The sequence below is a fragment of the Acidovorax sp. genome (assembly GCF_034519795.1).
Lineage (GTDB): Bacteria > Pseudomonadota > Gammaproteobacteria > Burkholderiales > Burkholderiaceae_C > Acidovorax.
In genome coordinates this window covers 361742-385555 of record NZ_JAXHOB010000004.1, presented here as the reverse complement: position 1 = coordinate 385555, position 23814 = coordinate 361742, and the positions used below count along the sequence as shown (strand labels likewise).

The window sequence follows — 23814 nt, the reverse complement described above, 5'->3', positions numbered from 1 at the left end:
CTTAGCCCTCAAACACCACGCGGTTTCGGCCTTGGGCTTTGGCGGCGTAAACCCGGTCGTCCGCCACCTTAATGAGTTCCAAAATCTCCTGGCTCTCGGTGAGCGTGGCAACGCCAATACTGCAAGTCAACGCGTCCCCTGTCTTGGTCGGGCAGTCCTTCATGGCCAGCCGAATGCGCTCGGCCAAGTCTTTGGCATCCGTGATGTTTGTCTCTGGCAACACGATCAAAAACTCTTCACCGCCATAGCGGCCTACCGAGTCGGTTTGCCGGCAAGCGCCCGAAACTACCTGCGCCACCTTGAGCAACATGGTGTCACCCTCCAGATGGCCAAAGGTGTCGTTGATCGTCTTGAAATGGTCAATGTCCAGCATCAAAACCGACAGGCTGTGCGGCGTGCGTTGGTAGCGCTGAATCTCGTAGTCCAGCGTTTCCAATATTGCACGGCGGTTCTTGATTTTGGTGAGCGGGTCGGTATTGGCCAGGTGCTGCAAAGACTCAGTGCGCTCTTTGACCTTCTGTTCCAGACGCAGATTGGTCGCGGCCAATTCTTCGTGAGCCTTGCGCAGCTCTTCGTTTTGCGTATTCAAAGCCTCGCGACTGGGGATAGCCAAGATGGTCGGTATCAGGCGCCACAAAACGAAGGCAGTGAGCGCGGATACCAAGCCGGTGATCAGCTGCGCCGCGCCTTGTAAGAAGTAGTAGCCATTCCAGATATTGACGATTTCGAATGCGTGCGTGACTCCGCAAAACGCAATGAACGCGGCAAACAACAAGAAGACGCCATTGAACTTGAGGTCTTTGCGTTTTCTGACGAGCTGAACCAAGGCCACCGGGATCAAGCTGTAAGACACGACGGTCAGCGCATTGCCAAGAATCATCATGAACAGCAGATCTTTGCGCCACAAGAAACAATATCCGTGGGGCATAAAGCCGTTGTCAAAGATGAAATCCAGCATGCGGCTCTCCCTGTGTTGTTACGGTCAAGGGGCCGGTCTACGCCTTTTAGCCTCAACGTAAAGTACATAGTACTGTGAAGCCGTTATTTCAGGTTGGCAACGGTGGCTCGGTTGACTGAAAAGGGTTCCCCAGCAGGCGCGCGCTCACGGTTTCGGCGTCGGGCTGGGTAAACACCATATTGTGCTGGTCCGTCAGCGGGCCGCCGCCGGGCTCTACTGCGCCGGTGTCGTCGTAGCCCACGGCTTTGAACTTCCACACCGCACCGATGCGCTTGAGGTTGCCCACATGCGCGCCGTTGGCCAGGTGCACGCTGTGCACATTGGCGTTCACGACCTGGAGTGTGAGTGGGCCTGACAATGTCATGGGTACTTGGCGCGCATCTTGGCGGCGATGTACTCGCCGTGGGTGACATGCAACAGGCCGGCCACCTTGCTGATGATGTGGTGCTCGTTGGCGTCGAGCGCGCCGTCGGCGTAGGCCACTTGCCACATGAACTCGACTACCTGGATTTTCTGGTCTTGCGTGAACTCGTCGTTCATCAGGCTTGTGAAGCTGAAATAGTCGTTCGCGCGTGTGGCGGTTTGTTCGGCCTGCACCATCAACTCTGCCAAAGCCTCGTCGCTCAAGCCAAAGCGCTGGCGCAAGGCAGCCATTGCTTGGGCCCGCTCGGCGTCGCTGGTGTTGTCGTCCGAGCGCATTACGTCAAACAGCAACACAGCCGTGGCCAACTGCAGATTGCGCCCGCCGTGCACCACGGTGGAGTCGTCGGGTATGAAGAAACTGCTGAGCAGGTTTTGGAGGGAGCTGAGCATGGGCAAGGAAGGAGCGGTGCGAAATAGGGTATGGGGTTTACTATTTTGGCACCGGGCCTATAACCGCGCGTGTAGCGGTGCTGAGCTGACGGCGAAGTTACGTAAAAAATTGACCTTAAGTCGTGCCGCAACTTAAAGCCCAGGCTGTTCCCCAGTCCGGGTTACGAGAAAAGCTGCCCCCTCTCGTTTGCTGGACAGCGCTTATCCCTTGGCCAGCTGGTCTTACCCCCGCCTGAACACCGCCGGCGAGCAACCCACCTGTTGCACAAACAGGCGCGAAAACGTGGGTACGTCGCTGTAGCCCACGGCCTGGGTGATCTGGGCCAGGCTTTGCTGGCTGCTGCGCAGCAAGTGTTTGGCCTGCTCTACACGGGCGCGCTGCAGCAGCGTCAATGGTGTGCAGCCGGCTTGTTCTTTCACGCGGCGCAGGAGCGTGCGTGGGCTCACATAAAAGGCTTGCGCCAATGTGGCCAGCTTGAACGGCTCGGCCAGCCGGGTCTGCAGCCACTGCGCCACGCCTTGGGAAAACGGCGGCAGCGTGCGGTCTACCAGCGTGGCGTCTACATAGGGCGCCTGGCTGGCGCGCACTTGGGGCAGCAGCGCCACATTACCCGTGGCGCTGGCCACGCCCGCGCCCCACAGCCGCTTGACCAAATGCAGCGCCAGGTCAAACGCAGAGGTCACTGCGCCCGTGGTCACCACCGCGCCGTCTTCCACCAGCACCGCGTCGGCCTGTACCTGCACGGCGGGAAACTGCTGTGCCAGTTGCGCCGTGCACACCCAAGCCGTGGTGGCGCGCCGCCCGTCCAGCACACCAGCCTGCGCCAGCACAAAGCTGCCCACGCACACCCCGGCCAGCGCCGTGCCTTTGGCAAATGCCTTGCGGATAAAGGCGACCTCGGGCCCCAGCGGCGCCAGCACGGCAGCCCAGTCGTCCAGGCGGCTGATGTCCGGGCCGGGCACCACCAGCAAGTCCCACGCACCACGCGGCCGCTCCACGCCCAGCGGCACGCCACTGGCCACGCGCACCAGCGGGCCCGCCAGGCCCAGCACATGCACTTCGGGTACCACCGCTGCTGCGCTGACACTGCGCCGCTGCTTCTGAATGTGGCCTGCGATGCGCAACACATCCAACAGCGCAAACACCTCGCTGGCCACACAGCCCTCGTACACCAGGATGCCAATGCGAAACGGTTTGGGGGCGACGAGTGAGGTGTTCATGGATTTGGAAAAATGAATTTGGCGTTATTGACATTAAAGATGGCAATAACGACATGAGGCGCCAGAGCATAGCGCTTTCAGAATCGACTGCATAGCAAGCAACCTAAACCGACACTGAAATCGAGGCACACCATGCGCATCACCCAGCTCCGCAACGCCACCATCGTTCTGCACATAGGCAACCGCCACATCCTGGTCGACCCCATGCTCGCCCCCCGGGGCGCGCTGCCGCCGCTGCGCCTGCTGGACGGCAAGCGCGAACGCAACCCCACCGTGCCCCTGCCCGAGGTGGCCGGGGCCGTGCTACAGCAGGTCACCCATTGCCTCATCACCCACTGCCAAAAGGGCCACTTTGACCATCTGGACACCTTTGGCAAGAAGTGGCTGCGCGACACGCAAACTCCTGTCATCTGCACCCCGCACGATGCGGCCTACCTGCGCCAGCGCGGCCTCAATGTGCAGCCGCTGGGTGATGACCATGCCCATGGCGTGCCGCTGTGGGAGGGCAATGTACAAACCGTGCACTGCACGCACGGCGAAGGCGTGGTGGGCCGCTTTATGGAGCACGGCGTGGGCTACTACATCACCCAGCCCGGCGAGCCCTCGCTCTACCTGCTGGGCGACACCATCCTCACCCCCGCCGTGGCTGGCTTTGTGCAGCAGCACCAGCCTGATTACTGCGTGGCCCCGGCGGGCGGCGCGCGGTTTGATGTGGGCGGCGACATCATCATGGGCGTGGACGATGTGCTGGAACTCACCCGCCTGGCCCAGGGCACTGTCATTGCCAACCATCTACAGGCCATTAGCCACTGCCCGGTCACGCGGGAAGACCTGCTGGCGGCTGCCCGCGCTACGGGGGTAGCTCAGCGCCTGTGGGTGCCGCAGGATGGGGAGACGATGGCATGTGACGTGCGGGACGGCGTTGCGGCGTAGCCAGCAGCCTCAGGCACGATGCGTCGCAGAGCCCGTGCCTTCTGCCACAGCACTGCCTTGGGTAATTGCATGGCCTTGCCTAGGTCGCGTGCCACGCTGGCAGGGGGCAGCCCCATCATGGCCAGGTCAATCTCTCACACACGTTGGTGGTGCGGCCGTTCAAACTGATGGTCGTTGCCCGCCGAAGTGCCATGCGCGCGTGATAAGGCCTGCTCATCGGCAGACATGGCTTGCAGGTCCAGATGCCGGGCATTGCGTTCGTAAAAGTCCAGCGCCGCCAAGGCGCTGCACCAGGCACCCATGGCGACCGAGGCTTCGCCAATCACTTCGAGGTTGCGGATCACCGCGTCCTGCGTCTTGCGGTCGGCCATGAACCCTGCAAGGTCAGCACCTGCGGTGTAGTCCTGAATGTTACCTATGGCTTCGACAATGTGTCGCAGGTAATCCGCAATGCGCAGCGGGTACGCACAGCTTATACAGCCACTGCTTCACGCAAAACCTGCTCCCGGAAACTCGCGGGCAACCCATTGGGTGTAAGCACATCTACATCCATGCCCAGCAACTGCTTCAGTTCAAATCGGATGGCGCCAATGTCCATCAGCGTGGTTTGTACAGTGGGCTCCACCAGCAAGTCCAAGTCGCTGTCGGTCGTATCGTCGCCATGCAGCGCCGAGCCAAACACCCGCACACCGCTGACGCGGTGCCGCAGCGCAATCTCGCGGATTTGCGTGCGGTGCAGAGAAAGGGCTTCGGAGGGACGCATGGGTTGGAGTTTGCCGTGGGTCGCAGTTTATATGTCAAATAGGCCTCTAGCCCCCGTCGATATTGCGCAAACAGCTACCAAAAACGTAGCAGGAGAAGGGCTGCAACCTAGAACGAAGACCCCGGCTCGCTCAGGAAGGCCAGCTCCTTTTGCTGGTCGTGCCACCGGCCACCATCTCCTGCGCCAACACCAGCGCCAGCGCGTCCTGCGCAAACGCGCGCGGCCCATCGTGGAGAGAATTGCGGAAGATGTTGCGCGAGAACTGGTCCAACACCAATATCTCCGCCAGCCGCCCCTCCGCCGTAGTGCGCCAGGCAAACAACTCGCAGCGCGCTGCGGCTTCCAGCGTGGAGCCAAAACGGTTGCGCATCGCTTCGTCCAGCGCGAGGTCTTTGATGAAGTGCTGCTTGTCGGTTAGTTCTTGGAACCAGAAGTGGAGGATGGGTTGGGGTTGCATGGCGCGCGTTTAAAGCGGTAGTGGCCCGATGGCGTCAGCCACGACCTGTGTGGCACCGATCAAATCGGTGACCAGTCGCTCATCCACCTCCATCAAGCCCTCGTACTCACCGAGGTTGCGGGTGTTGTGGCACTTGTCCAGCACGCGCCACACCTCGGGGCCCAAGCCCAGCGTGTCGGGTAGCACCAGAAAGACGATGTAGCCGGTTGCCAGATCGATAGCCCGCGCGGCGCAGCGCGACCAGGCACAAGGCGTGCGCGGTGTTGTAGGCCAGGTCAAACCGGCTCTCCAGTGCCAAAGCTGGGTTGCGTGCGTCGTGCAGGCGCGCAGTGCCGGTGCGTAGCAAACCAGCGATTTCGGTGGCATCGGGGGGCTCCGCCTTGAGCGGCTTGCCGGGTCCGCACAGGTTATCCAGTGCTTGTTGCATGCAGTTGCTCCTCGTTGCCAATCAACCATATTTTGGGCTGCTGTAAAACGCGCACGACAAAAGCGTTGTCGCTCTGGATGCGCTTGACCACGTCGGCGGGGGTGTACAGCGTGGGGTTGATCTTGCGGCCCAGCGTGTGGGTGGCAGGCTCCAGCGCGCCAAACACGTCTGCGTAGCCCAGGCCGGGGCTGACGATCATCACGTCGATGTCGCTCTGGGCAGTGTCTAGCTGTTTGGCCACTGAGCCATAAACGAAGGCCAAATCAATCTGCGCCGCCAGCGGCACCAACGCAGCCCGCAGCACATCTTCCAAGCCCATGGTCTTGAGCACCAACCCACGCAACTCGGCAAACACGGGTGCATTGGCGTTGGCTTGGTAGTGCTTCTGGTTACCTTGCTTGCTGACGGTGAGCAAGCCAGCATCCGACAGGCCCGCCAATTCCCGCTGTACCGCGCCGGTGCCCGACTGGGCCAGCGCAATCACCTCGTTGGCGTAAAAGCTGCGGTCTGGCGTGCCAAACAAAACGGCCAGCACGCGCTGGCGCACCTTGGGAAACAGGGCGTCGGCAAGGCTGGCTGCTGGTGGGGGACTTGGTTGAATGATACCCATATTGGGGTTTATTGTACCCAAAATGGGGTTTATTGGAGATTTTAATCAAATCGGCCTCTAGTCCCCGCAGAATATGCGCAAGCAGCTACAAAAAACGTAGCAATTTCAGGGCGGCAACCTAAAATGAAGACCCCGGCTCGCTCAAGAAAGCCAGTTCTTCTGTGCTGGATGCGCGCCCCAGAATCGCATTGCGGAGCGGGTAGCGGCCGAAGCGGTCGATGATGGTCTTGTGGCGCAGCTCAAAGCTCAGGTTGTTCTCTAGGCCAGGCTGCGCAAACAGCCGCACCGCCTCTTCGTGTACTACATCACTACGAAAAAAACAGATCTTGGATTGCGCTGACAAAACTGCCAGCTTGCTCAACCACCCAACGTGCATCGTCCGCATCCAGAGGGTCGCCTTTGTAGTCTGCAATCAGCCGCAAGTCTTCTGCCTTGTTGAATGACTTACCCAATTCCACGGGAAACTTTCCTGGCTTGACCAAGTGCAATGAGAAAGCGCTGATCAGTCCGCTATGGGTTTTAGCGACCTCGGGCGGAACCGGAGCTTTGCATGCCAGCAACGCGGCCCGTGCGGCATCAAACATGGCGTAGTAGGCACGGTTGCAGGCACCATCGTTATCACCATCGGCCAACAGCGTGCGCGCACTGGTGAGTGCCCGCTGCGCCTTGACCATCAAATCAAGCTCGTTCATGACAGGGCAATGCCGTCACGCGCAATGTTGTGCAGCAGGTGGGGGTTTGAATAACTCTCGGGGTGCGCCCACTCGGATTCCCACACTGGCAGCGGTTGGATGCGGATGCCCGTGTCCAGCAGGATGTCGTAGGCAATGTCGTTCATTGCCATTTTGGTTTGCACAAAGTGCCCAGGCGCACCTTTGAGCACCACGGCTACATCGGCATCGCTCTCGGCATGCGCAGTACCACGCGCCCGACTACCAAACAGCATGATGCTCTGCGTAGGGTACGCGCTGGCAACCCGCGCCGCGAAAGCGCGGGTGGCGTGCAGGGTGTCGGCGGGGAGGTTCTCGGGCAGCATGGGTTGAAGTTTACCGTGGGCTGCTGATTCTGTGTCAAATTGGCCTCCAGCCCCTGTGCAATATGCGCAAGCAGCTACCAAAAACGTAGCAGCCACAGGGCGACAACCTAAAACGAAGACCCCGGCTCGCTCAGAAAAGCCAGCTCTTCCGCGCTGGAGGTGCGGCCCAGGATGGCGTTGCGGTGCGGGTAGCGGCCGAAGCGTTCGATGATGGCTTTGTGGCGCTGCTCAAAGTTCAGGTTGTTCTCCAGGCCCGGCTGCGCAAACAGCCGCACCGCCTCTGCGTGCACTACCAACGACTCGCTGTGCATATAGGGCATGTAGGCAAAGGCGCGCTGCGCGACGTCAAGCTGCTGGTCATGCCCACCGGCCACCATCTCTTGCGCCAACACCAGCGCCAGCGCGTCCTGCGCAAACGCGCGCGGCGTGTCGCGGAAGATGTTGCGCGAGAACTGGTCCAACACCAATATCTCCGCCAGCCGCCCCTCTGGCGTAGCGCGCCAGGCAAACAACTCGCAGCGGGCTGCGGCTTCCAGCGTGGCACCAAAGCGGCTGCGCATCGCTTCGTCCAGCGCGGTGTCTTTGACGAAGTGCTGCTTGTTGGTCAGCTCTTCGAACCAGAAGTGGAGGATGGATTTGAGTTGCATACGGCGGTTGCTCGTTCTGCACTAGACATAAGGAAGGTCTGAATAACTCGCTGCCACCCTCGGCAGCGAGTTATTCAGACCTTCCTTAAGCTCTTCAAATAGGCGTCGTTGTTGCAGTAGCGTTTGCTCAGAGAGAAAGCGTTGAAATAGACCTGCTAGCTGTTCACGGAGAATCGAAACAATTTCGCTTGAAGTATCGAATGGAAATAGTGAATTTCCTGTTGGCAGTTGGGCAACTTCTTCTATGAATTCAAAGACTCGTTTGTCGTTAACGGATGTGTACTTTGCCCCTTCCAACTGCTTGTTATTTTGATAAAAGTGATACTCCGAAAAAACTGATTTCTCAACGAATATGAAGACTTGTTTGCCTTGTTCATAGGCGGAGCGAAGCTCATTTTGAGTAATCGAGCCAGATGAAGTTGTCGAGGCGCTTCCATAACGTCCACCAATGATGCAGACGAGAACATCGCAGTTCTCTACCTCTTTGTAGCAAGAGTTTTCCAGCTTTTCGTTTTTTGCATAGGGTATTCCCCCAACTTCGTGCCTAATGCTTTCATATCCAACATCCCTTAGAAAACGAGCGATATCGTCTCGGACGCTTTTTAGATCGTAGTAAGTCGAACTAATAAATACTTGTGGTCTTGCCATTGTTTCTCCCTACCTATTTAGGTCTGACAATTATTTCCCCCAACTATCCTTCAACCCCACCGCCAAGTTAAACACCGGCTTGGAACCCGTCACGTGGTCCACCCGATCCGCCACAAAGTACCCATGCCGCTCAAACTGAAACTTCTGGTCCGGCAACGCGTTGGCCAATGAAGGCTCAACAATCGCGGTGACGACCTTCAGGCTGTTGGGGTTCAGGCTCTCAATAAAGTCTTTGCCGCCTGCGTCGGGCTGTGCGTCCAAGAACAGCCTGTCGTACATGCGGACTTCGGCGTTGACGCCGTTGGCCACGCCGACCCAGGTGATGGCGGCTTTCACCTTCACCAAATCGCTGCCCGGCGTGCCGCTCTTGGTGTCGGGCACGACGGTGGCCAGCACTTCGGTGATGACGCCGTTCGCATCTTTGTTGCAGCCGGTGCACTCGATCACGTAGCCGCCCTTCAGGCGCACCTTGTTGCCCGGGAACAAGCGCTTGTAGCCCTTGGGGGGCACTTCTTCAAAGTCTTCGCGCTCGATCCACACTTCTTTGCCGATGGTGAAGTGGCGCGTTGGGCTCTCTACTCCCTCGGGTGGATGCGGTAGCGCGGGCTGGGTGCAGGGCTCCAGGTGGCCCGCGCCCATCACTTCGTCCCAGTTGGTCAGGATGAGCTTGACGGGGTTGATGACGGCCATGCCGCGGTGGGCCTTGGCCTCCAGGTCTTCGCGCAGGCAGCCTTCTAGCGTGGAGTAATCGATCCAGCTATCACTCTTGGTGACGCCAATGCGTTCGGCAAAGTTTTGAATCGCCTCGGGCGTGTAGCCGCGGCGGCGCAGGCCGACGATTGTTGGCATGCGCGGGTCGTCCCAGCCGCTCACCTTGTGGTCGTACACCAGTTGCGCGAGCTTGCGTTTGCTGGTGATGACGTAGGTGAGGTTGAGCCGCGCAAACTCGTATTGGCGCGGGGGTGGTGCTTGCAGCAGGCCGCCTTCGGCTAACCGCTCCAGCAGCCAGTCGTAAAACGGGCGCTGGTCTTCAAACTCCAGCGTGCAGAGGCTGTGGGTGATTTGCTCCAGCGCGTCTTCGATGGGGTGGGCGTAGGTGTACATCGGGTAGATGCACCAGGTGTCGCCGGTGTTGTGGTGCGTGGCGCGGCGGATGCGGTAGATGGCCGGGTCGCGCATGTTGATGTTGGGGCTGGCCATGTCGATCTTGGCGCGCAGCACCATCGATCCGTCTTCGTGCTTGCCGTCACGCATTTCGCGGAACTTGGCCAGGTTTTCGGCTGGCGTGCGGGCGCGAAAGGGGCTGTCCACACCGGGCTTGCCAAAGTCGCCACGGTTGACGCGCATTTGCTCTACGGTTTGCTCGTCCACATAGGCATAGCCCGCTTCAATCAAATATTCTGCCCCGCGGTACATAAAGCCGAAGTAGTCGCTGGCCTGGTAGGCGGCGGCATCAGGGGCGCCGTTCCAGTCAAAGCCCAGCCATTTCACCGCGTCGATGATGGAGTTGACGTATTCGGTGTCTTCTTTCTCGGGGTTGGTGTCGTCAAAGCGCAGGTGGCACACGCCGCCGTAGTCGCGCGCCAGGCCAAAGTTGATGCAGATGCTTTTGGCGTGGCCTACATGCAGGTAGCCATTGGGCTCGGGCGGGAAGCGGGTGCGGATCTTGGCCGGGTCGGGCTGGCCTGCGGCGTGGTGGGCGGCGTCGCCAGGGGAGCCGGCCCAGCGGCGCTGGGCGTAGGTGCCAGCGGCCAGATCGTGTTCGATGATCTGGCGCAAAAAGTTGCTGATTTTGGGTGCGTCGGTGGGGGTGGAGCTCATGCGGGTAATTCTAGACGGGCGGGTGTGTGCAGACGACGCTACATTGCCCAATAGCCACCAAGGAAGTGCGACGCGTATGAAGAGTGCCGAGCGGGAGACCAATAGCATGGCCATGCACATGGAGCGGCTGGTTGCGCGGCTGCTCGGCCGGGCTGGTGATGCTGGACTTGAACACAGACCCGCAAGAGAGCCTGCGCGCCGCAGACCGCGCGCTGTACCAGGCCAAGGCCAGCGGGCGGGCGCAGCTGGTGTGGGCATAAAAAAGCGCACTGCAAGCAGTGCGCTTTTTGCCAAGTGAGGCAACCGGAGTTGCCGCCACGAGGGGGATTTAGCGGATCACAGACATGGTTTCCAGCTTGCCGCCCTTGATGGTCTTCAGGGTCAACGCGCCGTTCAAGATGTCGCCCTTTTCGTCAAAGGAGATGTTGCCAGTCACGCCGGAGTAGTCTTTGGTTGCGGCCAAAACAGGCAGGTACTTGGCTGGGTCGGAAGAACCGGCCTTCACCATCGCAGCGACCATGACTTTCACGCCGTCGTAGACGTAGGGTGCGTACACCTGAACGTCAGCACCGAACTTGGCCTTGAAGTTCTTCTTGAACTCAGCCTGGGCGGTTTCGAAGGTGCTGCCTGGCTCCACGCCACCGGCTTCTGCACAGTAGACTTGGCCGTCAGACACTGCGTCGCCAGCCAGCTTCACCAGTTCGGAGGAGCAGATACCGTCGCCACCCATGAACTTGGCTTTGATGCCCAAGGACTTCATCTGGCGCAGCATAGGGCCGGCAACAGCGTCCATACCGCCGAAGAACACGACGTCAGCTTTCTTGCCCTTGATAGTGGTCAAGATGGCGTTGAAGTCAGTAGCCTTGTCGGTGGTGAATTCGGTGGCAACCACTTTGCCGCCAGCGGCTTCAACAGCCTTGGCAAACTCTTGTGCAACGCCTTGGCCGTATGCGGTACGGTCATCGATCACGGCGATGGACTTGCCCTTCAGGGTGGTGACAGCGTATTTGCCCAATGTGCCACCCAGTTGGGTGTCATCAGCCACCAAACGGAAGGCAGTTTTGAAGCCTTGGCGTGTGTACTTGGGGTTGGTTGCAGAAGGCGAAACTTGGGGGATGCCTGCGTCGCTGTAAATTTTGGAAGCAGGGATGGTGGTGCCGGAGTTCAGGTGACCGATCACGCCAGCAACTTTAGCGTCAGCCAGCTTTTGGGCCACTGCAGTACCTTGCTTGGGGTCAGCAGCGTCGTCTTCGACCATCAGCTTGATGGTGACTTTCTTGCCGTCGATCATCACGCCAGCGGCGTTGAGTTCTTCAACGGCCATGATGGCGCCGTTTTCGTTGTCTTTACCCAAGTGGGCGATAGCGCCGCTGGTAGGGCCAACGTGAGCGATGGTGACAACGCTAGCGTCTGCAGCAGGTGCCGCCGCAACGGGTGCTGCTGGAGCTGCTGCCGGGGCTGCCGCTTCTTCCTTCTTTCCGCACGCTACCAGCAAAACTGCTGCTGCGAGTACCGTCAAAGTGCTTGACATTTTGAACTGCATAAAAACTCCAGATTTTAAAAAAACAAAAAGCGTGAATATATTTCCACGTGGCGAACGTTAGCCTAAGTTGTCTGTCCTGCGTATCAGGCAAACACTTAGGTTTTCTTTCATTCACACAACTAATGTTATATGAAATTCATTACTCCCAAAAGCGGGAGCTTGGGGGTATGTTTGCCTCGTAAGAGTGCCTTTAATGCTGCACATGCACATTGCTAGTGCGTGGGCGCCAGCAGTGTTTGTACAAATGCATTGATGGTTTCGACATTGGGTGCCAGTGCGGTGTAGCTCAGTCCTTCTTGGACCATCAGGGCGCGCAGGCCTTGATCTACCGCCCGGGCTTGCTCTTCGTTTTGGAAGCGGCCGGTGTGGACGTATTTTTTGTCGCCGCGCTCTACAAAGATGTTGATGTTGTCGTGCTGGCCGTACCACTCCAAGATTTGCGCGCGTGTTTTGCGCACGTCGCAGATGTTGGCCGCGTAGTTTTCGTTGTAGTAGAGGACCTGCGGAAGCGAGCATTCGGTGATCAGAAACTGCACCTGGCCGTCCAACAAGTTCAGCATTTCATACTGGCGCTGCGCGATGAAATACTGGTTTTTGAGCACTTCAAAGTTTTGTTGCCAGACCAGCGACTTGGCAAAGTCGGGGATGGTTTCAACCGTCTTGTTGTGCAGGTGCAAGTTGAGAATGATGGCCGACGAAATCAACGATTTGTCGCAGCCCGGCCCGCCAATGATATTGATCACCTTGGTGGGGTAGATCCGCATCTTGGTCTCTGGCAATACGTCGGTTACGTTGGTGTAGCGCAGGGTCATACAAGGTCTCCTTGTGCGGCACTGTACACCCGCTGCGCTCAGTCGCACAGGGCGCGGTATTCCTTGAGGGCTTGGGCTTGAATCTTCTTGATGCTGCCGTCGGCAGCCATGCGTTGTAGTGTGGCGGTGATGCGCGGAATCAGGTCTGCGTGTCGCTGGTGCAGGAAATGAAAACCCGGGGCACTTTCCAAAGACGGCTGCAGCAGCACTACGTTGTGTAGCCCCTGTTGTTTGATGACGCAGCTGTTGAAGCGCGAGTCGACCGCGACGTCGGTGCGGCCCTGTTCCAGTTTCCGAAACAGGGTTTCCACGGTGCTGGCGGTCTCGGTGCGCATGCCCTTGAATTTGGCTTCCAGATAGCCAATGCCGGCAATGTGGCCAATCAGGTAGGGCTGCAGCGACGCATAGCCGTTGGGCACGATGTCGCGCCGGGTGGCGTACACCGCAGCTTCTTCGTAGGCGATTGGCACGTCAATGCGGGTCAGGGTGGGCGCCAGCTCTGGCGTGACGGCCACGCCTACACCGTCTGCTTCGTTGGCCAGTTGGACGCCACGACGCGGGGGCAGTTTGGTGAACAGAATTTCTTGTCCCAGCGCTTGGTAGGCTGTGGTCAGTACGCGCTGGGCCATGGTCACACTGAGTCGGTCTTCCGGCGGAATGGCGAAGACGAGTGGCGGCGCGGCGGCGGCGGTTCTTAGTCCAACACACAGCACGGCCACCGCCAGCGCGGCGGTGCGGATCAAAGTCATGGTTCCTCCCTGGTCGTGTCAGCGCCTACATCGCTTTGAAGCGGTGGGCGTACAGCCGACTGACGGAGAGTTTTTCACTTCTGTGGTGTAAGGTCAAGTGCAGGCGACCCGCGTCGTCGCGGGTCACCATGTTGATGCAATCGGCACGCACCGCCGTGCTGCGGTGTACTTGCCAGAAAACTGCAGTGTCCAGTTGCGGCAGCAGGTCTTTGAGCGGCGTGCGCAGCAGGTATTCGTGGTCGCGCGTGAGTACGCGCACGTACTTGTCGGCGGCCTCCAAGTAGACAACCTCCGCCAGCGGGACCATGCGAATGGCGGTGCCCACGCTGGCTTGCAGCACCTGAAGTGTGGGGCTCGCGGGCGCTGTCGTGTGGGGCGGTGCAAGTAGGCCGCGTAGCTGCGACAGCGTGGCTTCCAGTTGCGTGTCGGCCTGCGCTGCGGCCGACTGGCGCGCGCGCAGCGCCAATGCCTGCTGCAGTTTGGCGACGGTCTTTTGCAAGCGCGGGGCTTGTACCGGTTTGAGTAGGTAGTCCAGCGCCTGCGCCTCAAAGGCTTGCACGGCGTACTGGTCGTAAGCGGTGACCAGCACGAGGGCCGGAAACGGGCGCACCTCTGCCGGGGCCGCACCGTGCGGCGAGGGCCAACGGTCGGCCAGCTCGACCGCAGCGTCCAGCCCATCCAGGCCAGGCATGCGGATGTCAAAGAACAGCACATCGGGCTGCAGCTCCAGTGCGGCGGCCACCGCCGACAGGCCGTCGCCCACGGTGCGGACAATCTGAAGCGCGGGCCAGGCCTGCGCCAGTTCGGCCTGTAGCGCCTGCGCCAGCAGAGGTTCGTCTTCGGCAATCAGGGCCGTTGGCATGCTCATGTTTTTAAGGGAAATGTGATGCTAGCCCTTGTACCTTCTGCGGGAGTAGCTACTATTTTGAGAGCGCCCAGGGCGCCGAAGGCAGTTTGCAAGCGGTCACGTACTTGCTGCAGGCCAAAGCCACGGCCGGTGTGGGGTGCGGTGGCTTGGTCCGGTGCGTCGGGGTAGCCCAGGCCGGTGTCCGCCACTTCCAGTGCCAGCATTTCGCCCAAGCGGGCGGCGCTGACCCGGATGCTGCCGCCTGCGACCTTGGGTTCTAGCCCGTGTTGGATGCTGTTCTCTACCAAGGGCTGCAGCAGCAAGGGTGGTACGGGTTGGCTGCGTAGGGCCTCGGGCAAGTCCAATGTGAATTGCAGGCGTGGCCCCATGCGAATCGTCATCAGCTCCAAATAGTCTTGCAAGCGGGCGAACTCATCTTCTAGCGTGTGGGGCCTGCCCCCATCGGCCCGGGACGCGCTCAGGGTCGCGCGCAGGTAGGCAATCATGTGGTCCAGCATGGTCTGGGCGCGCGGCGGGTCCAGTGTGATGAGGGCGCGCAAATTGGCCAAGGTGTTGAACAGCATGTGCGGCTCTAGCTGGGCTTCCAGCAAGCGCAGCTGCGCTTCACTGGCCTGGCGGCGCGCTGCTTCGGCGTTCTCGCGCTCTTTGGCCAAAATCTCGCGGCTGACAAATTCGTGGGTCAGCAAAGTGCCGGCCACCAAACTCATAAACAGCATGCCCCAGGCTTTGCTGGGCGAGACGACCCAGTAGTGAATCGCACCGCCCCCCAGCAACAGGTCAGCGACAAAATTGCCAAAGAAAAACCCCAGCACAACGCCCGCAGGCACGACGGCGACCAGGCGGCGCCTGTGCAAAGACCAGGAGCGGATGAAGAGATAGCGCCCAAGGTCAATGAATCCGCCTATGGACAGACCGATGCAATGGGAATACACCAAGTTGCCCCAGAACCCGTAGTCCCCAAACAAGGAGATACCGATGGCAATGGTGGTATTGAGCACCAGGGTCTTCCACAGACCGTCGCCCAGCGCGTTGGATTGTCGGGGTTTCATCCTGGCAAGTATGCCGCGAGCCACTGGCCCCACACCATCTGCCCCAGGTAGCGGTCCGGAAATAGGGTAAACGCCCCGGCGATGACGCAGGCACCTATGTAGAGCTGCTGCATGGTCTTGCGATGGCCCTGAATGTTTTTGCGGGCCAAGAACCAAAACGCGCCACACAGAGCGAACAAGGTATAGGGCACCAGCAGGTGAATCGGCGTGTAGCCGGCGATGTTGGGCAGCTTGAAATCGCGAATGAACATAGCGGAGACGGCCGTGACCACCATCAGCGTGGCCCAGGTGTAGCCGGCCCATCGGTGCAGCCGGGGACGCTGGGTGGTACCTTTGCGCGCCCAGAGTGCGATGGGGCCAATGGCCAGTGCAGCCAGAGCTGCACTCAAATGCAGGGTGATGACGGGAGTGAGTTGCACGGTATGCCTAGAGGGCCGGAACGGCGGTTGCGCGCAGCCGACGGCGGATCAGGTACTCGGCCAGCAACAGGTTGGGCACCCAGCATAGCCAGGCAATGGCGCGGTAGGCGTCTTCAAACGGCAGGCCGGCGATCTGTGTGAGGGGCACGTAAATCCGCAGAGTGACGGCGGCCAGCGTCATGGCGTAGCTGCGGATCATCCATTCGCGGTGGAGCTCGCGTTCACCGCGGCGCATAGCCATAAAACCCAGACCGGTGCTGCCCAGCCACAACACCGCCATCAGGCCAAAGCCCCAGTGGGTGATAGGGCCACCAAAGGAGCCCAAGGCCAGAGCCAGGCCACTGCTGCCGGCCAGCAGCACCGCCAGCACATACAGGCGCCCCAACCAGCGGTGCAGCACCAGGTGGCGGGTGCGGATGCTGCGGTTGACCTGCAGGGCCCCGGCTACCAGCGCCACCGGGCTGCATACCATGTGCACCACCGCGCCTAGCGGGTGGCGGGCGAACAGTGCAGCCGCAAAGTCTGGTCGTGCGCTGCCCAGTAGCAGCCACAGGGTGTAGCCCGATACCCCCAGAGCCAGCAACATCAGTGTGGACCAGACCACCCACTGCCCAGCGGTGTAGTGGGGTCCGGTGAGGCTTGTATCAGAACGCATGGCTGAGAACCAGTACGACCGTGTTGGCATTGCTGCTGCGGGCGACGGGGCTGTTTTTCGCGGCCTCGCCCAACGCGCTGCCCGAGACCACGGCGGTGACAAAGATGCGTGGGTTGATGACGTAGGTGAGCGAAAGCCCCAAACGCGCGTCGCGCAGGCCAGCGTCTGGTGTGTAGACCGCATAGCCGCTGCGCGCTGCTTGCAAGGCGTCTACGCCAAAATAACTTTGCATGTGCTGGCTGTCTGCCAAGGTGGCGCTGAGCTGGGTGCCCAGACGCCATTGGCGAGCAAGTGCCACGGAGTAGCCCGCGCCAAGGTCGACCACAGCGCCATTGCTGTTCTGACCGGAGCCCCAACGCACAGAGCCGGTCAGCGCCAGCCCCTCGGCGGGTGCGTAGGTCACAAATCCCCCGAGTTCGGGCTTGGCGTCGACATCGCCCATACCGCGCAGCGCTACCAGGTCACCGCTTTGGCGCCCCAGGTCGGCGGTCAGGCGCAGGCCGTAATGAAGCGCTGGGTTGCGAGAAAAGTTGTAACCAATGCCGTTGTCCAGCCCGGCAAACCAGCCGTTGGCCCATTGGTAGCTGATGCTTGGGAAGAGCTGGGTGCTGCGCTCGTCGCTGCCGAGGTATTTGGGAGTCGACGCGGCGGCCAGTCCGACGGTGCCGCCGTCCACGCCGGGAGCCGCGTGGCGCAGTTGCACCGAGTCAAAGGACTGCGCGGTGGCGGTTTGCGCCGCACCCCACAAAACGGAGGTGACAACGAGGTACGAAAGCAGTTGTTTCATGGGGGGTATTCCTTAGGTTGCAGTTGCGTGCGCGCTGGTGCCATGGTGCCATTGCGCGTCGGTATGGGAAGCCAGGCGCCACAGACGGGCGGCCCGGCCTAAAAAGATGCCGCTGCACAGGCCGTAGAGGGCGCTGGCCACGAGCATGACCGGCAGGCTGTTCAGCAGCGTGGGGTTTAGTGCGCCCATGGCGCCTAGGGCGTACTTGGTGAAGAAGATACCCATCATCAGCGCCAGTGGCACCCAACTGCCGGGCAGCGAGAAGGTTTGCTGGGCCAGATCGAACTGCGTGCCACGTGGCAGGGGGCGGCGACCCACCCAGGTGGCCGACACCACCAGCGCCAGCAACCAGCTCACGATGGCCTGGGCATCGCTGTTCCAAGCGGACAGTGTGCCGTACATCGACAGGCCAGTGAGGACGACAGGCACGATGCTGACGCGGCGTATCGTGGCGCGCTGGCGCAGCGTTTGGCGCAGGCCAAAGGCCAACAGCACGAGAAAAAGCGGCCACACCCAGACGGGGGTACTGGCGATCAAGGGGTGGGACAGCAATGTCGGCGTAGGGGTTGGTGGCATAGCAATAAGCTCGCAATGGGGTGGGTAAACGGGGCGATGGTGTGAATGTGCCCGTGGCCATAGGGCTTGCCTATGTGTTTGCGACGAAACGCGAACAATCTGGCGCCAAATGCAGTCTCTAAGGCGCAGGCGGTGCATCGCACCAGCGTGGAATGACCCGGTACACCCGCAGGGTGCTGGGTGACTTCCTAGAATCGGTGCCATGAAACGACGTAGCTTGGGGTTTGTGGCCGTGCTGGTATTGCTGGTGGCGGGAGGCGTAGGCTGGTGGCAGCTCAGTGGGCCTGCGCCCGTGGCTTACCGCACCGCGGCTGTGACGCGCGGCAATTTGCAGGCCACCGTGGCGGCCAGTGGCGCTGTGAGCCCGGTGGCGCAGGTGAGCGTGGGTACCCAGGTCAGCGGGCAAATTCGCGAGGTGCTGGTGGACTTCAATGCGGAGGTCAAGGCCGGGCAGTTGATCGCGCTGATTGACCCGGAAACCTTTGAGTACCGGGTGCGCAGCGCCCAGGCCGATGTAGAGGCTGCGCGCGCCGCCGTGTTGACAGCGCAGGCCAACGGCATTGCGGCACAAACCCAGGTGTCGCGCGCGCAAGTCGATCTGGACGAAGCCACCCGCGACTGGGAACGCAAGCAAAGCTTGGTGGAAAAGCAGTTCATTACCCAGAGCGAAGCCGACAAGGCCCGTGCGCTGGTCAATACCAGCACCGAGGCACTGAAGGCAGTGCGGGCGCAAGTGGGTGTGGCGCAGGCGCAGGTCAAAACCGCGCAAGCCAATGTGGCCCAACGCGAAGCGGCCTTGGCCCAGGCGCGCATTGACTTAGCGCGCACCCGCATCACCTCGCCGGTCAACGGCATCGTCATCAAGCGCGCGATTGAGCGCGGCCAGACGGTGGCCAGCAGCCTGCAATCGCCCGAGTTGTTTGTCATCGCGAAGAATCTGTCCGATATGCAGGTGGAAGCGGCGATCGACGAAAGCGATGTGGGGCGGCTCCAGGCCGGGCAAAAGGCCAGTTTCACCGTGGACGCGTTTCCGGGCCAGACCTTTCAGGGCGAGATTCGCCAAGTGCGCAAGGCGGCCACCAATGTGGCCAACGTGGTGACCTATGTGGCGATCATTGGGTTTTCCAACGAGGGCGGAAAATTGTTGCCCGGCATGACGGCCAATGTGCGGGTGGTGACGGTACAGCGCGAACAGGTGCTGATGGTGCCCAACGCGGCGCTGCGTATGCGGATTGACGGGGTGGAGGCCGCTGGCGGCAGCCGGGGCCCAGGCAAGGGCCGTGTGTACACCGTGGGGGCCGATGGCAAGCCGCAGGCATGGGCTGTGCGCATCGGCGTGTCTGACGGCAGCACGACCGAAATAGTCGATGGCGGGGACTCCCAAGCGGCGCTGGTCGAAGGCAGTGAAGTCATTGTGGGGACCGCCAGTACGGGCTCAACCAAGCCTGCTCGTTCTGGGCCTCGCTCGCTGTTTTGATGCTGATTGCTGCGCACGAACTGACCAAGAGTTACGCCATGGGCGGGCAGACGGTGCACGCGCTGCGCGGCGTGTCGCTGGAGATTGCGCAAGGCGAGATGGTGGCCATCATGGGCGCCTCGGGCTCAGGCAAGTCCACCTTGATGAACATCCTGGGTTGTCTGGATCAGCCCAGTACCGGGAGTTACACGCTGGCGGGAGAGGCCGTGCAGTCGCTCTCGGCCGATGCGCTGGCGGCGATTCGCAACCAGCGCATTGGTTTTGTGTTCCAGCAGTTCAACCTGCTGCCGCGCACCAGCGCACTGGAAAACGTAGAGTTGCCCATGGTCTATGCCGGGGTGACTGCTGCGCAGCGGCGTGCGCGCGCGCAGCGGGCGCTGGAGCGCGTGGGTCTGGGCGAGCGGCTGCACCACACACCGGCCGAGTTGTCGGGCGGGCAGCAGCAGCGTGTGGCGATTGCGCGCGCGCTGGTGAACCAGCCGCAACTGATACTGGCCGACGAACCCACGGGTGCGCTGGACTCCCACACCAGCGAAGACATCATGCAGTTACTCACCGAGCTCAACCAGCAAGGCATGACCGTGGTGTTGGTCACGCACGAAGCGGATATTGCCGCTTGGGCACGGCGCCGGCTGGTGTTCAAGGACGGGCTGATGGTGGAAGACCTGACGCAAATACCCGTTCGGGCAGGTGGAACCGAATGAATCTGTTCGCTGCCCTGCGTAGTGCATTGCGCTCCCTGTCTGCCAACACCTTGCGCAGCCTGCTCACCATGCTGGGCATCATTATTGGCGTGGCGGCGGTGATCACCATGGTGGCGGTGGGGCAAGGCGCCACGGTGCGGGTACAGGAGCAGATGAAGGGCTTAGGCTCCAACATCATGCTGGTGCTGCCCGGTGGCGTGTCGCAGGCCGGCGTGCGGCTGGGGGCGCAAACGCGCCAGCGCCTGACTGAAGAAGACGCACTGGCGATTGCACTGGAAATCCCCGAGGTGCAAGTGGCAGCGCCCACATCCCGAACCTCAGGCCAGCTTGTGTTTGGCAACAGCAACTGGGGTAGCAGCATCATTGGAGTCAACAACGATTACCTGGAGGCGCGTGATTGGCCGCTGGCCAGCGGCCGCACGTTTGACGTGGCCGAGTTGGCGGGGTCTGCCAAGGTGGGATGGATTGGCGCCACGGTGGCGCGTGAACTGTTTGGCGAGCAAGACCCGGTGGATCAGGTACTGCGCGTGCGCAATATTCCCATTACCGTGATCGGTGTGCTGGCCCCCAAAGGGCAAAACTCTATGGGGCAGGACCAGGACGACGTGGTGATGATCCCGCTGGGCACCTTGCGCAACCGCATTTGGGGCGGGGACGCGACCAGCCGCCTGAAGCGGGTGGGGGCCATCAGCGTGAAGGTGCGCGATGGTCAGGACATGAAGCAGGTGGAGGAGAACATCAAAGACTTGCTGCGCCAGCGCTTCAAGGTATTGGAGGGGGGCGACGATCCTTTTACGGTCCGCAACCTGACCGAAATTTTGCAAGCGCAGGAAGAGTCCAGCCGGGTCATGACACTGCTGCTGGCGGCGGTGGCGGGCATCAGTCTGGTGATCGGCGGTATCGGCATCATGAACATCATGTTGGTCAGCGTGACCGAGCGCACGCGGGAGATTGGCCTGCGCATGGCGGTGGGCGCGCGGGGGCGCGATATCTTGGCGCAGTTTTTGATTGAAGCCGTGACGCTGAGCGTGTTGGGCGGCGCGGTGGGTGTGTTGCTGGGCGCGCTGGCGACCTGGGCCGTGGGGCACTTTGCCGGCTGGCAGGTGTCATTGAGCGCCGGGGCGGTGCTGCTGGCGGTGGGGTTCTCGGGCGTGGTGGGGGTGTTCTTTGGCTACTACCCGGCGCGGCGGGCGTCCCAATTGTTGCCGATTCAGGCGTTGCGCTATGAATAAGTGAGCTGTTCGCGCAGATAATACAAGGGCTAGAGGCCTATTTGTTCATATTTTGGAGTGTATTTTGGATATTGCATTGCTGATCAAGGCTGCTGTCATGGGCGTGGTCGAAGGGCTGACCGAGTTCTTGCCGATTTCCAGCACCGGTCACCTGATCCTCGCCGGCGCCTTGCTGGGCTTTGATGACGAGAAAGCCAAGGTGTTTGACATCGCCATTCAGACCGGCGCGATCTTTGCGGTGATCATGGTGTATTGGCAGAAAATTCGCGATACCGTGTTGGCCCTGCCCACCCAACGCAATGCCCAAAAGTTTGCCCTCAATGTGCTGATCGGCTTCCTCCCCGCCGTGGTGCTGGGCCTGTTGTTTGGCAAGGCGATCAAGGCGAACTTGTTCACGCCTGCTGTGGTCGCCACCACCTTCATCGTGGGTGGCTTCATCATCCTGTGGGCGGAGCGGCGCCAAGCTGCGGGCGACAACGCAGTCACCGTGCACGATGTGGACGACATGAGCCCTCTGGATGCGCTCAAAGTGGGGCTGGTGCAGTGCCTGGCCATGGTGCCCGGCACCAGCCGCAGTGGCGCCACCATCATCGGCGGCATGTTGTTGGGTCTGTCACGCAAGACGGCGACGGATTTTTCGTTCTTCTTGGCCATTCCCACGTTGGTTGGCGCGGGCGTGTACAGCCTGTACAAAGACCGTGCACTGTTGTCGATGGCCGACTTGCCGATGTTTGCGGTGGGCTTGGTGTTTTCGTTCTTGAGCGCCTGGCTGTGCGTGCGCTGGTTGCTCAAATTTATTTCCACCCACAGCTTTGTCGGTTTCGCTTACTACCGCATTGCCTTTGGCATCGTGGTGTTGCTTACCGCCTGGAGCGGGCAGGTGGTTTGGGCTGGAGCCTAGCCCTGATAGCCCGCAAAGCACAACACCGCTTCGTCTGCCGGCACCGGCTTGCTGAACAGGTAGCCCTGAAAGTCTTCGCAGCCCAGAGACTTTAAAAACTCCAACTGATCCACGGTTTCTACGCCCTCGGCAATCACCGTCATGCCAAAGCTGTGCGCCATCGCCACGATGGCGCGGGTGATGGCGGCGTCGCCCAAGTCTTGCGTGATGTTGCGCACAAAGGCTTGGTCAATCTTCAGCGCGTCTAGCGGGTAGCGCTTGAGGTAGGCCAGGCTGGAGTAGCCAGTGCCAAAGTCGTCCATGGCCAGCTTCACACCCAGCGTCTTGCAGGCGTGCAGCGTACCCAGCGTCGAGGCCACGCTTTGTAAGGCCATGCTCTCGGTCACTTCCAACTCCAGCATATGCGGTGGCAGGCCGGTGTTGCGCAACACTTCTTGCACCAGCAGCGGCAGGTCTTTGCCCGCAAACTGCCGCACCGACAGGTTCACCGCCATGCGGAAGTCTTGGTGGCCTTCGGCCAGCCACTGTGCTGCTTGCGCAGCGGCGGTGTGCATCACCCACTGGCCAATTTGCACAATGATGCCGCTTTGCTCTGCCACTGGGATGAACTCGGCGGGCGATATCCAGCCCAGCGTGGCATGTTGCCAGCGCAGCAGGGCTTCAAACCCGACCAACTTGCCTGTGGTGATTTGAACCTGGGGTTGGTAAAAGACTTGGAGGTCGCCCTGGGCTAAGGCGCGGTGCAGTTCGTTGTGGATGTGCAGCGAGCGCGCCACCTGGCGGTTCATGGCGGGGTCAAATATCAGGTAGCTCCCGGGGCCCGACGGTTTGGCGTGGTGCAGCGCCGACTCTGCGTTGAGCATCAAAGCGTGGGCGCTATCGGCCTGGCTGGGGTAGAGGCTGGCGCCGGCGCTGGCGGTGAGAAACAGCGTGTGCCCACCCACTTGGTAGGGCGCGGCCAAGCGGCGCAGCAGCTCAGAGGCGCGCAGTTCCAAGGCGTCTTCACCCGCCAGCCCACCCATGCACAGGGCGAATTCATCGCCCCCAATCCGGCTTACGCTGTCGTACGCGGTGGGCGACTCCCAGTGCGCGCTGTAGATGTTGAGCCGTTTGCCGACTTCGCGTAGCACCAGGTCGCCGATGCTGGTGCCCAGTGATTCATTGATCTTGGCAAACCCGTCCAGGCCCAGACACACCAGGGCCACGCTGCTTTGCTGCTGCAGCGCGGCTTCAATCCGCTGTTCGAACAGGTCGCGTCCGGGCAGTGAGGTCAGGGTGTCGATCTGCATGGCCTGGCGGGCTTCTTGGTGCAAGCGCTGCGCCGCTTGTTCCAAGTTGCTGCTGCGCAGCAGCCTGGCCTGAATCGCCTCCAGCAATTCGTCGCGCCGGCAGGGCTTGGTGAGGTAGTCGTCGGCGCCCAAGTTCATGGCCGAACGCACATCCACCCGGTCAGCCTTGGCCGTCAGCATGATGATGGGCACGGCGGCCAGTTGCGCGTCTTCCCGCAGGGCCCGCACCAGAGCATAGCCGTCCATCTCCGGCATCATCACATCGGTCAACACCAGGTCGGGGCGCTCGTTGCGGGCCCGCACCAAGGCCTCGGCGCCATTGCAGGCCGCAGTCACCTGGTAGCCCTCCAGCTCCAGCATCCACTGCAGGTTTTCGCGCAGCGAGGGCTCGTCTTCGACTATCAGGATGTTCATTGCTT

The 23814-nt window shown here is 61.0% G+C and carries 30 protein-coding genes and 1 pseudogene; 6 read left to right on the top strand and 25 right to left on the bottom strand.

Annotated elements, in window-relative coordinates; all coding sequences use genetic code 11:
- Position 1: 1 nt before the first annotated feature.
- From U5N23_RS05610 to U5N23_RS05595, 4 genes are all read right to left on the bottom strand, one after another.
- Positions 2-958, bottom strand: coding sequence for a GGDEF domain-containing protein (locus tag U5N23_RS05610; protein ID WP_322591827.1), 957 nt, complete (start codon positions 956-958; stop codon positions 2-4).
- Between the two features lie 88 nt (positions 959-1046).
- Positions 1047-1289: a hypothetical protein gene (locus U5N23_RS05605; protein WP_322591826.1), complete on the bottom strand. Its 243-nt coding sequence runs from the start codon at positions 1287-1289 to the stop codon at positions 1047-1049.
- Between the two features lie 29 nt (positions 1290-1318).
- Positions 1319-1771 (bottom strand): TerB family tellurite resistance protein, encoded by a 453-nt coding sequence (locus tag U5N23_RS05600; protein WP_322591825.1) that lies wholly within the window; start codon positions 1769-1771, stop codon positions 1319-1321.
- 222 nt (positions 1772-1993) lie between these two features.
- Positions 1994-2992 (bottom strand): GlxA family transcriptional regulator, encoded by a 999-nt coding sequence (locus tag U5N23_RS05595; protein WP_322591824.1) that lies wholly within the window; start codon positions 2990-2992, stop codon positions 1994-1996.
- Between the two features lie 132 nt (positions 2993-3124).
- On the opposite strand from U5N23_RS05595, the gene U5N23_RS05590 reads away from it, so the two are divergent.
- Positions 3125-3925: an MBL fold metallo-hydrolase gene (locus tag U5N23_RS05590; RefSeq protein WP_322591823.1), complete on the top strand. Its 801-nt coding sequence runs from the start codon at positions 3125-3127 to the stop codon at positions 3923-3925.
- A 134-nt stretch (positions 3926-4059) separates the two neighbouring features.
- Here the strand turns inward: U5N23_RS05590 and U5N23_RS05585 are convergent, their stop codons facing one another.
- The 11 genes and pseudogenes from U5N23_RS05585 to U5N23_RS05535 form a co-directional block, all read right to left on the bottom strand.
- Positions 4060-4344 (bottom strand): DUF86 domain-containing protein, encoded by a 285-nt coding sequence (locus U5N23_RS05585; protein WP_322591854.1) that lies wholly within the window; start codon positions 4342-4344, stop codon positions 4060-4062.
- Between the two features lie 53 nt (positions 4345-4397).
- Positions 4398-4688 carry a nucleotidyltransferase family protein gene (locus U5N23_RS05580; protein ID WP_322591822.1) on the bottom strand — a complete coding sequence of 97 codons (291 nt, stop codon included), beginning with the start codon at positions 4686-4688 and terminating at the stop codon, positions 4398-4400.
- Positions 4689-4818: 130 nt separating this feature from the next.
- On the bottom strand, positions 4819-5145 hold the full coding sequence (locus U5N23_RS05575) for a DUF924 family protein (RefSeq protein ID WP_322591821.1): 327 nt from the start codon (positions 5143-5145) through the stop codon (positions 4819-4821).
- Positions 5146-5154: 9 nt separating this feature from the next.
- The gene (locus U5N23_RS05570) at positions 5155-5424 is read right to left on the bottom strand and encodes a hypothetical protein (RefSeq protein WP_322591820.1); all 270 of its coding nucleotides are present in this window, start codon (positions 5422-5424) and stop codon (positions 5155-5157) included.
- A gap of 128 nt (positions 5425-5552) precedes the next feature.
- Positions 5553-6182 carry a nucleotidyltransferase domain-containing protein gene (locus U5N23_RS05565; RefSeq protein WP_322591819.1) on the bottom strand — a complete coding sequence of 210 codons (630 nt, stop codon included), beginning with the start codon at positions 6180-6182 and terminating at the stop codon, positions 5553-5555.
- A 118-nt stretch (positions 6183-6300) separates the two neighbouring features.
- Positions 6301-6477 (bottom strand): annotated as a pseudogene (locus U5N23_RS05560) (DUF924 family protein); the annotation flags it as partial.
- 13 nt (positions 6478-6490) lie between these two features.
- A complete protein-coding gene (locus U5N23_RS05555; protein ID WP_322591818.1) occupies positions 6491-6874 on the bottom strand; it encodes a HEPN domain-containing protein in 384 nt (127 codons plus the stop codon).
- Entirely contained in the window at positions 6871-7218 is a 348-nt protein-coding gene (locus U5N23_RS05550; protein WP_322591817.1) for a nucleotidyltransferase domain-containing protein, read from the bottom strand. The genes U5N23_RS05555 and U5N23_RS05550 overlap by 4 nt, the downstream gene beginning before the upstream one ends.
- 107 nt (positions 7219-7325) lie before the next feature.
- Positions 7326-7865 carry a DUF924 family protein gene (locus U5N23_RS05545; protein WP_322591816.1) on the bottom strand — a complete coding sequence of 180 codons (540 nt, stop codon included), beginning with the start codon at positions 7863-7865 and terminating at the stop codon, positions 7326-7328.
- Positions 7866-7886: 21 nt separating this feature from the next.
- Positions 7887-8513 carry a DUF4062 domain-containing protein gene (locus U5N23_RS05540; protein ID WP_322591815.1) on the bottom strand — a complete coding sequence of 209 codons (627 nt, stop codon included), beginning with the start codon at positions 8511-8513 and terminating at the stop codon, positions 7887-7889.
- A 30-nt stretch (positions 8514-8543) separates the two neighbouring features.
- The gene (locus U5N23_RS05535) at positions 8544-10334 is read right to left on the bottom strand and encodes a glutamine--tRNA ligase/YqeY domain fusion protein (protein WP_322591814.1); all 1791 of its coding nucleotides are present in this window, start codon (positions 10332-10334) and stop codon (positions 8544-8546) included.
- Positions 10335-10465: 131 nt separating this feature from the next.
- On the opposite strand from U5N23_RS05535, the gene U5N23_RS05530 reads away from it, so the two are divergent.
- Entirely contained in the window at positions 10466-10594 is a 129-nt protein-coding gene (locus tag U5N23_RS05530) for a hypothetical protein (RefSeq protein WP_322591813.1), read from the top strand.
- Positions 10595-10662: 68 nt separating this feature from the next.
- On the opposite strand, the gene U5N23_RS05525 is transcribed toward U5N23_RS05530, so the two are convergent.
- The 9 genes from U5N23_RS05525 to U5N23_RS05485 all read right to left on the bottom strand — a co-directional run bounded on the left by U5N23_RS05525 (position 10663) and on the right by U5N23_RS05485 (position 17753).
- Positions 10663-11877: a branched-chain amino acid ABC transporter substrate-binding protein gene (locus U5N23_RS05525; RefSeq protein ID WP_322591812.1), complete on the bottom strand. Its 1215-nt coding sequence runs from the start codon at positions 11875-11877 to the stop codon at positions 10663-10665.
- Positions 11878-12089: 212 nt separating this feature from the next.
- Positions 12090-12689, bottom strand: coding sequence for a hypothetical protein (locus U5N23_RS05520; protein WP_322591811.1), 600 nt, complete (start codon positions 12687-12689; stop codon positions 12090-12092).
- Between the two features lie 38 nt (positions 12690-12727).
- Positions 12728-13438 (bottom strand): transporter substrate-binding domain-containing protein, encoded by a 711-nt coding sequence (locus U5N23_RS05515; RefSeq protein WP_322591810.1) that lies wholly within the window; start codon positions 13436-13438, stop codon positions 12728-12730.
- Between the two features lie 25 nt (positions 13439-13463).
- Complete coding sequence (locus tag U5N23_RS05510; RefSeq protein WP_322591809.1) at positions 13464-14306, bottom strand: LytTR family DNA-binding domain-containing protein; 843 nt, start codon at positions 14304-14306, stop codon at positions 13464-13466.
- Positions 14303-15355: a sensor histidine kinase gene (locus U5N23_RS05505; RefSeq protein ID WP_322591808.1), complete on the bottom strand. Its 1053-nt coding sequence runs from the start codon at positions 15353-15355 to the stop codon at positions 14303-14305. Before U5N23_RS05505 ends, U5N23_RS05510 begins: the two co-directional genes overlap by 4 nt.
- The gene (locus U5N23_RS05500) at positions 15352-15774 is read right to left on the bottom strand and encodes a DUF2306 domain-containing protein (protein ID WP_322591807.1); all 423 of its coding nucleotides are present in this window, start codon (positions 15772-15774) and stop codon (positions 15352-15354) included. The genes U5N23_RS05505 and U5N23_RS05500 overlap by 4 nt, the downstream gene beginning before the upstream one ends.
- 7 nt (positions 15775-15781) lie before the next feature.
- Positions 15782-16429, bottom strand: a complete 648-nt coding sequence (locus U5N23_RS05495; RefSeq protein ID WP_322591806.1) for a DUF2306 domain-containing protein — start codon at positions 16427-16429, stop codon at positions 15782-15784.
- The gene (locus U5N23_RS05490; protein ID WP_322591805.1) at positions 16419-17216 is read right to left on the bottom strand and encodes a MipA/OmpV family protein; all 798 of its coding nucleotides are present in this window, start codon (positions 17214-17216) and stop codon (positions 16419-16421) included. The genes U5N23_RS05495 and U5N23_RS05490 overlap by 11 nt, the downstream gene beginning before the upstream one ends.
- Positions 17217-17228: 12 nt before the next feature.
- On the bottom strand, positions 17229-17753 hold the full coding sequence (locus U5N23_RS05485) for a DUF6622 family protein (RefSeq protein ID WP_322591804.1): 525 nt from the start codon (positions 17751-17753) through the stop codon (positions 17229-17231).
- Between the two features lie 241 nt (positions 17754-17994).
- Between U5N23_RS05485 and U5N23_RS05480 the strand changes: the two genes are divergently transcribed.
- From U5N23_RS05480 to U5N23_RS05465, 4 genes are all read left to right on the top strand, one after another.
- The gene (locus U5N23_RS05480) at positions 17995-19269 is read left to right on the top strand and encodes an efflux RND transporter periplasmic adaptor subunit (RefSeq protein ID WP_322591803.1); all 1275 of its coding nucleotides are present in this window, start codon (positions 17995-17997) and stop codon (positions 19267-19269) included.
- Complete coding sequence (locus U5N23_RS05475) at positions 19269-19973, top strand: ABC transporter ATP-binding protein (RefSeq protein ID WP_322591802.1); 705 nt, start codon at positions 19269-19271, stop codon at positions 19971-19973. Before U5N23_RS05480 ends, U5N23_RS05475 begins: the two co-directional genes overlap by 1 nt.
- Positions 19970-21205, top strand: a complete 1236-nt coding sequence (locus U5N23_RS05470; protein ID WP_322591801.1) for an ABC transporter permease — start codon at positions 19970-19972, stop codon at positions 21203-21205. Before U5N23_RS05475 ends, U5N23_RS05470 begins: the two co-directional genes overlap by 4 nt.
- A gap of 64 nt (positions 21206-21269) precedes the next feature.
- Positions 21270-22106, top strand: coding sequence for an undecaprenyl-diphosphate phosphatase (locus U5N23_RS05465; RefSeq protein ID WP_322591800.1), 837 nt, complete (start codon positions 21270-21272; stop codon positions 22104-22106).
- On the opposite strand, the gene U5N23_RS05460 is transcribed toward U5N23_RS05465, so the two are convergent.
- Positions 22103-23809 carry a putative bifunctional diguanylate cyclase/phosphodiesterase gene (locus U5N23_RS05460; RefSeq protein WP_322591799.1) on the bottom strand — a complete coding sequence of 569 codons (1707 nt, stop codon included), beginning with the start codon at positions 23807-23809 and terminating at the stop codon, positions 22103-22105. The genes U5N23_RS05465 and U5N23_RS05460 overlap by 4 nt on opposite strands.
- Between the last annotated feature and the right edge of the window lie 5 nt (positions 23810-23814).

Coding starts and splice junctions, on each gene's coding strand:
- U5N23_RS05610 (WP_322591827.1), bottom strand. CDS start 958: ATGCTGGATTTCATCTTTGACAACGGCTTTATGCCCCACGGATATTGT.
- U5N23_RS05600 (WP_322591825.1), bottom strand. CDS start 1,771: ATGCTCAGCTCCCTCCAAAACCTGCTCAGCAGTTTCTTCATACCCGAC.
- U5N23_RS05595 (WP_322591824.1), bottom strand. CDS start 2,992: ATGAACACCTCACTCGTCGCCCCCAAACCGTTTCGCATTGGCATCCTG.
- U5N23_RS05590 (WP_322591823.1), top strand. CDS start 3,125: ATGCGCATCACCCAGCTCCGCAACGCCACCATCGTTCTGCACATAGGC.
- U5N23_RS05580 (WP_322591822.1), bottom strand. CDS start 4,688: ATGCGTCCCTCCGAAGCCCTTTCTCTGCACCGCACGCAAATCCGCGAG.
- U5N23_RS05575 (WP_322591821.1), bottom strand. CDS start 5,145: ATGCAACCCCAACCCATCCTCCACTTCTGGTTCCAAGAACTAACCGAC.
- U5N23_RS05565 (WP_322591819.1), bottom strand. CDS start 6,182: ATGGGTATCATTCAACCAAGTCCCCCACCAGCAGCCAGCCTTGCCGAC.
- U5N23_RS05555 (WP_322591818.1), bottom strand. CDS start 6,874: ATGAACGAGCTTGATTTGATGGTCAAGGCGCAGCGGGCACTCACCAGT.
- U5N23_RS05550 (WP_322591817.1), bottom strand. CDS start 7,218: ATGCTGCCCGAGAACCTCCCCGCCGACACCCTGCACGCCACCCGCGCT.
- U5N23_RS05545 (WP_322591816.1), bottom strand. CDS start 7,865: ATGCAACTCAAATCCATCCTCCACTTCTGGTTCGAAGAGCTGACCAAC.
- U5N23_RS05540 (WP_322591815.1), bottom strand. CDS start 8,513: ATGGCAAGACCACAAGTATTTATTAGTTCGACTTACTACGATCTAAAA.
- U5N23_RS05535 (WP_322591814.1), bottom strand. CDS start 10,334: ATGAGCTCCACCCCCACCGACGCACCCAAAATCAGCAACTTTTTGCGC.
- U5N23_RS05525 (WP_322591812.1), bottom strand. CDS start 11,877: ATGCAGTTCAAAATGTCAAGCACTTTGACGGTACTCGCAGCAGCAGTT.
- U5N23_RS05520 (WP_322591811.1), bottom strand. CDS start 12,689: ATGACCCTGCGCTACACCAACGTAACCGACGTATTGCCAGAGACCAAG.
- U5N23_RS05515 (WP_322591810.1), bottom strand. CDS start 13,438: ATGACTTTGATCCGCACCGCCGCGCTGGCGGTGGCCGTGCTGTGTGTT.
- U5N23_RS05510 (WP_322591809.1), bottom strand. CDS start 14,306: ATGAGCATGCCAACGGCCCTGATTGCCGAAGACGAACCTCTGCTGGCG.
- U5N23_RS05505 (WP_322591808.1), bottom strand. CDS start 15,355: ATGAAACCCCGACAATCCAACGCGCTGGGCGACGGTCTGTGGAAGACC.
- U5N23_RS05495 (WP_322591806.1), bottom strand. CDS start 16,429: ATGCGTTCTGATACAAGCCTCACCGGACCCCACTACACCGCTGGGCAG.
- U5N23_RS05490 (WP_322591805.1), bottom strand. CDS start 17,216: ATGAAACAACTGCTTTCGTACCTCGTTGTCACCTCCGTTTTGTGGGGT.
- U5N23_RS05480 (WP_322591803.1), top strand. CDS start 17,995: ATGAAACGACGTAGCTTGGGGTTTGTGGCCGTGCTGGTATTGCTGGTG.
- U5N23_RS05475 (WP_322591802.1), top strand. CDS start 19,269: ATGCTGATTGCTGCGCACGAACTGACCAAGAGTTACGCCATGGGCGGG.
- U5N23_RS05470 (WP_322591801.1), top strand. CDS start 19,970: ATGAATCTGTTCGCTGCCCTGCGTAGTGCATTGCGCTCCCTGTCTGCC.
- U5N23_RS05460 (WP_322591799.1), bottom strand. CDS start 23,809: ATGAACATCCTGATAGTCGAAGACGAGCCCTCGCTGCGCGAAAACCTG.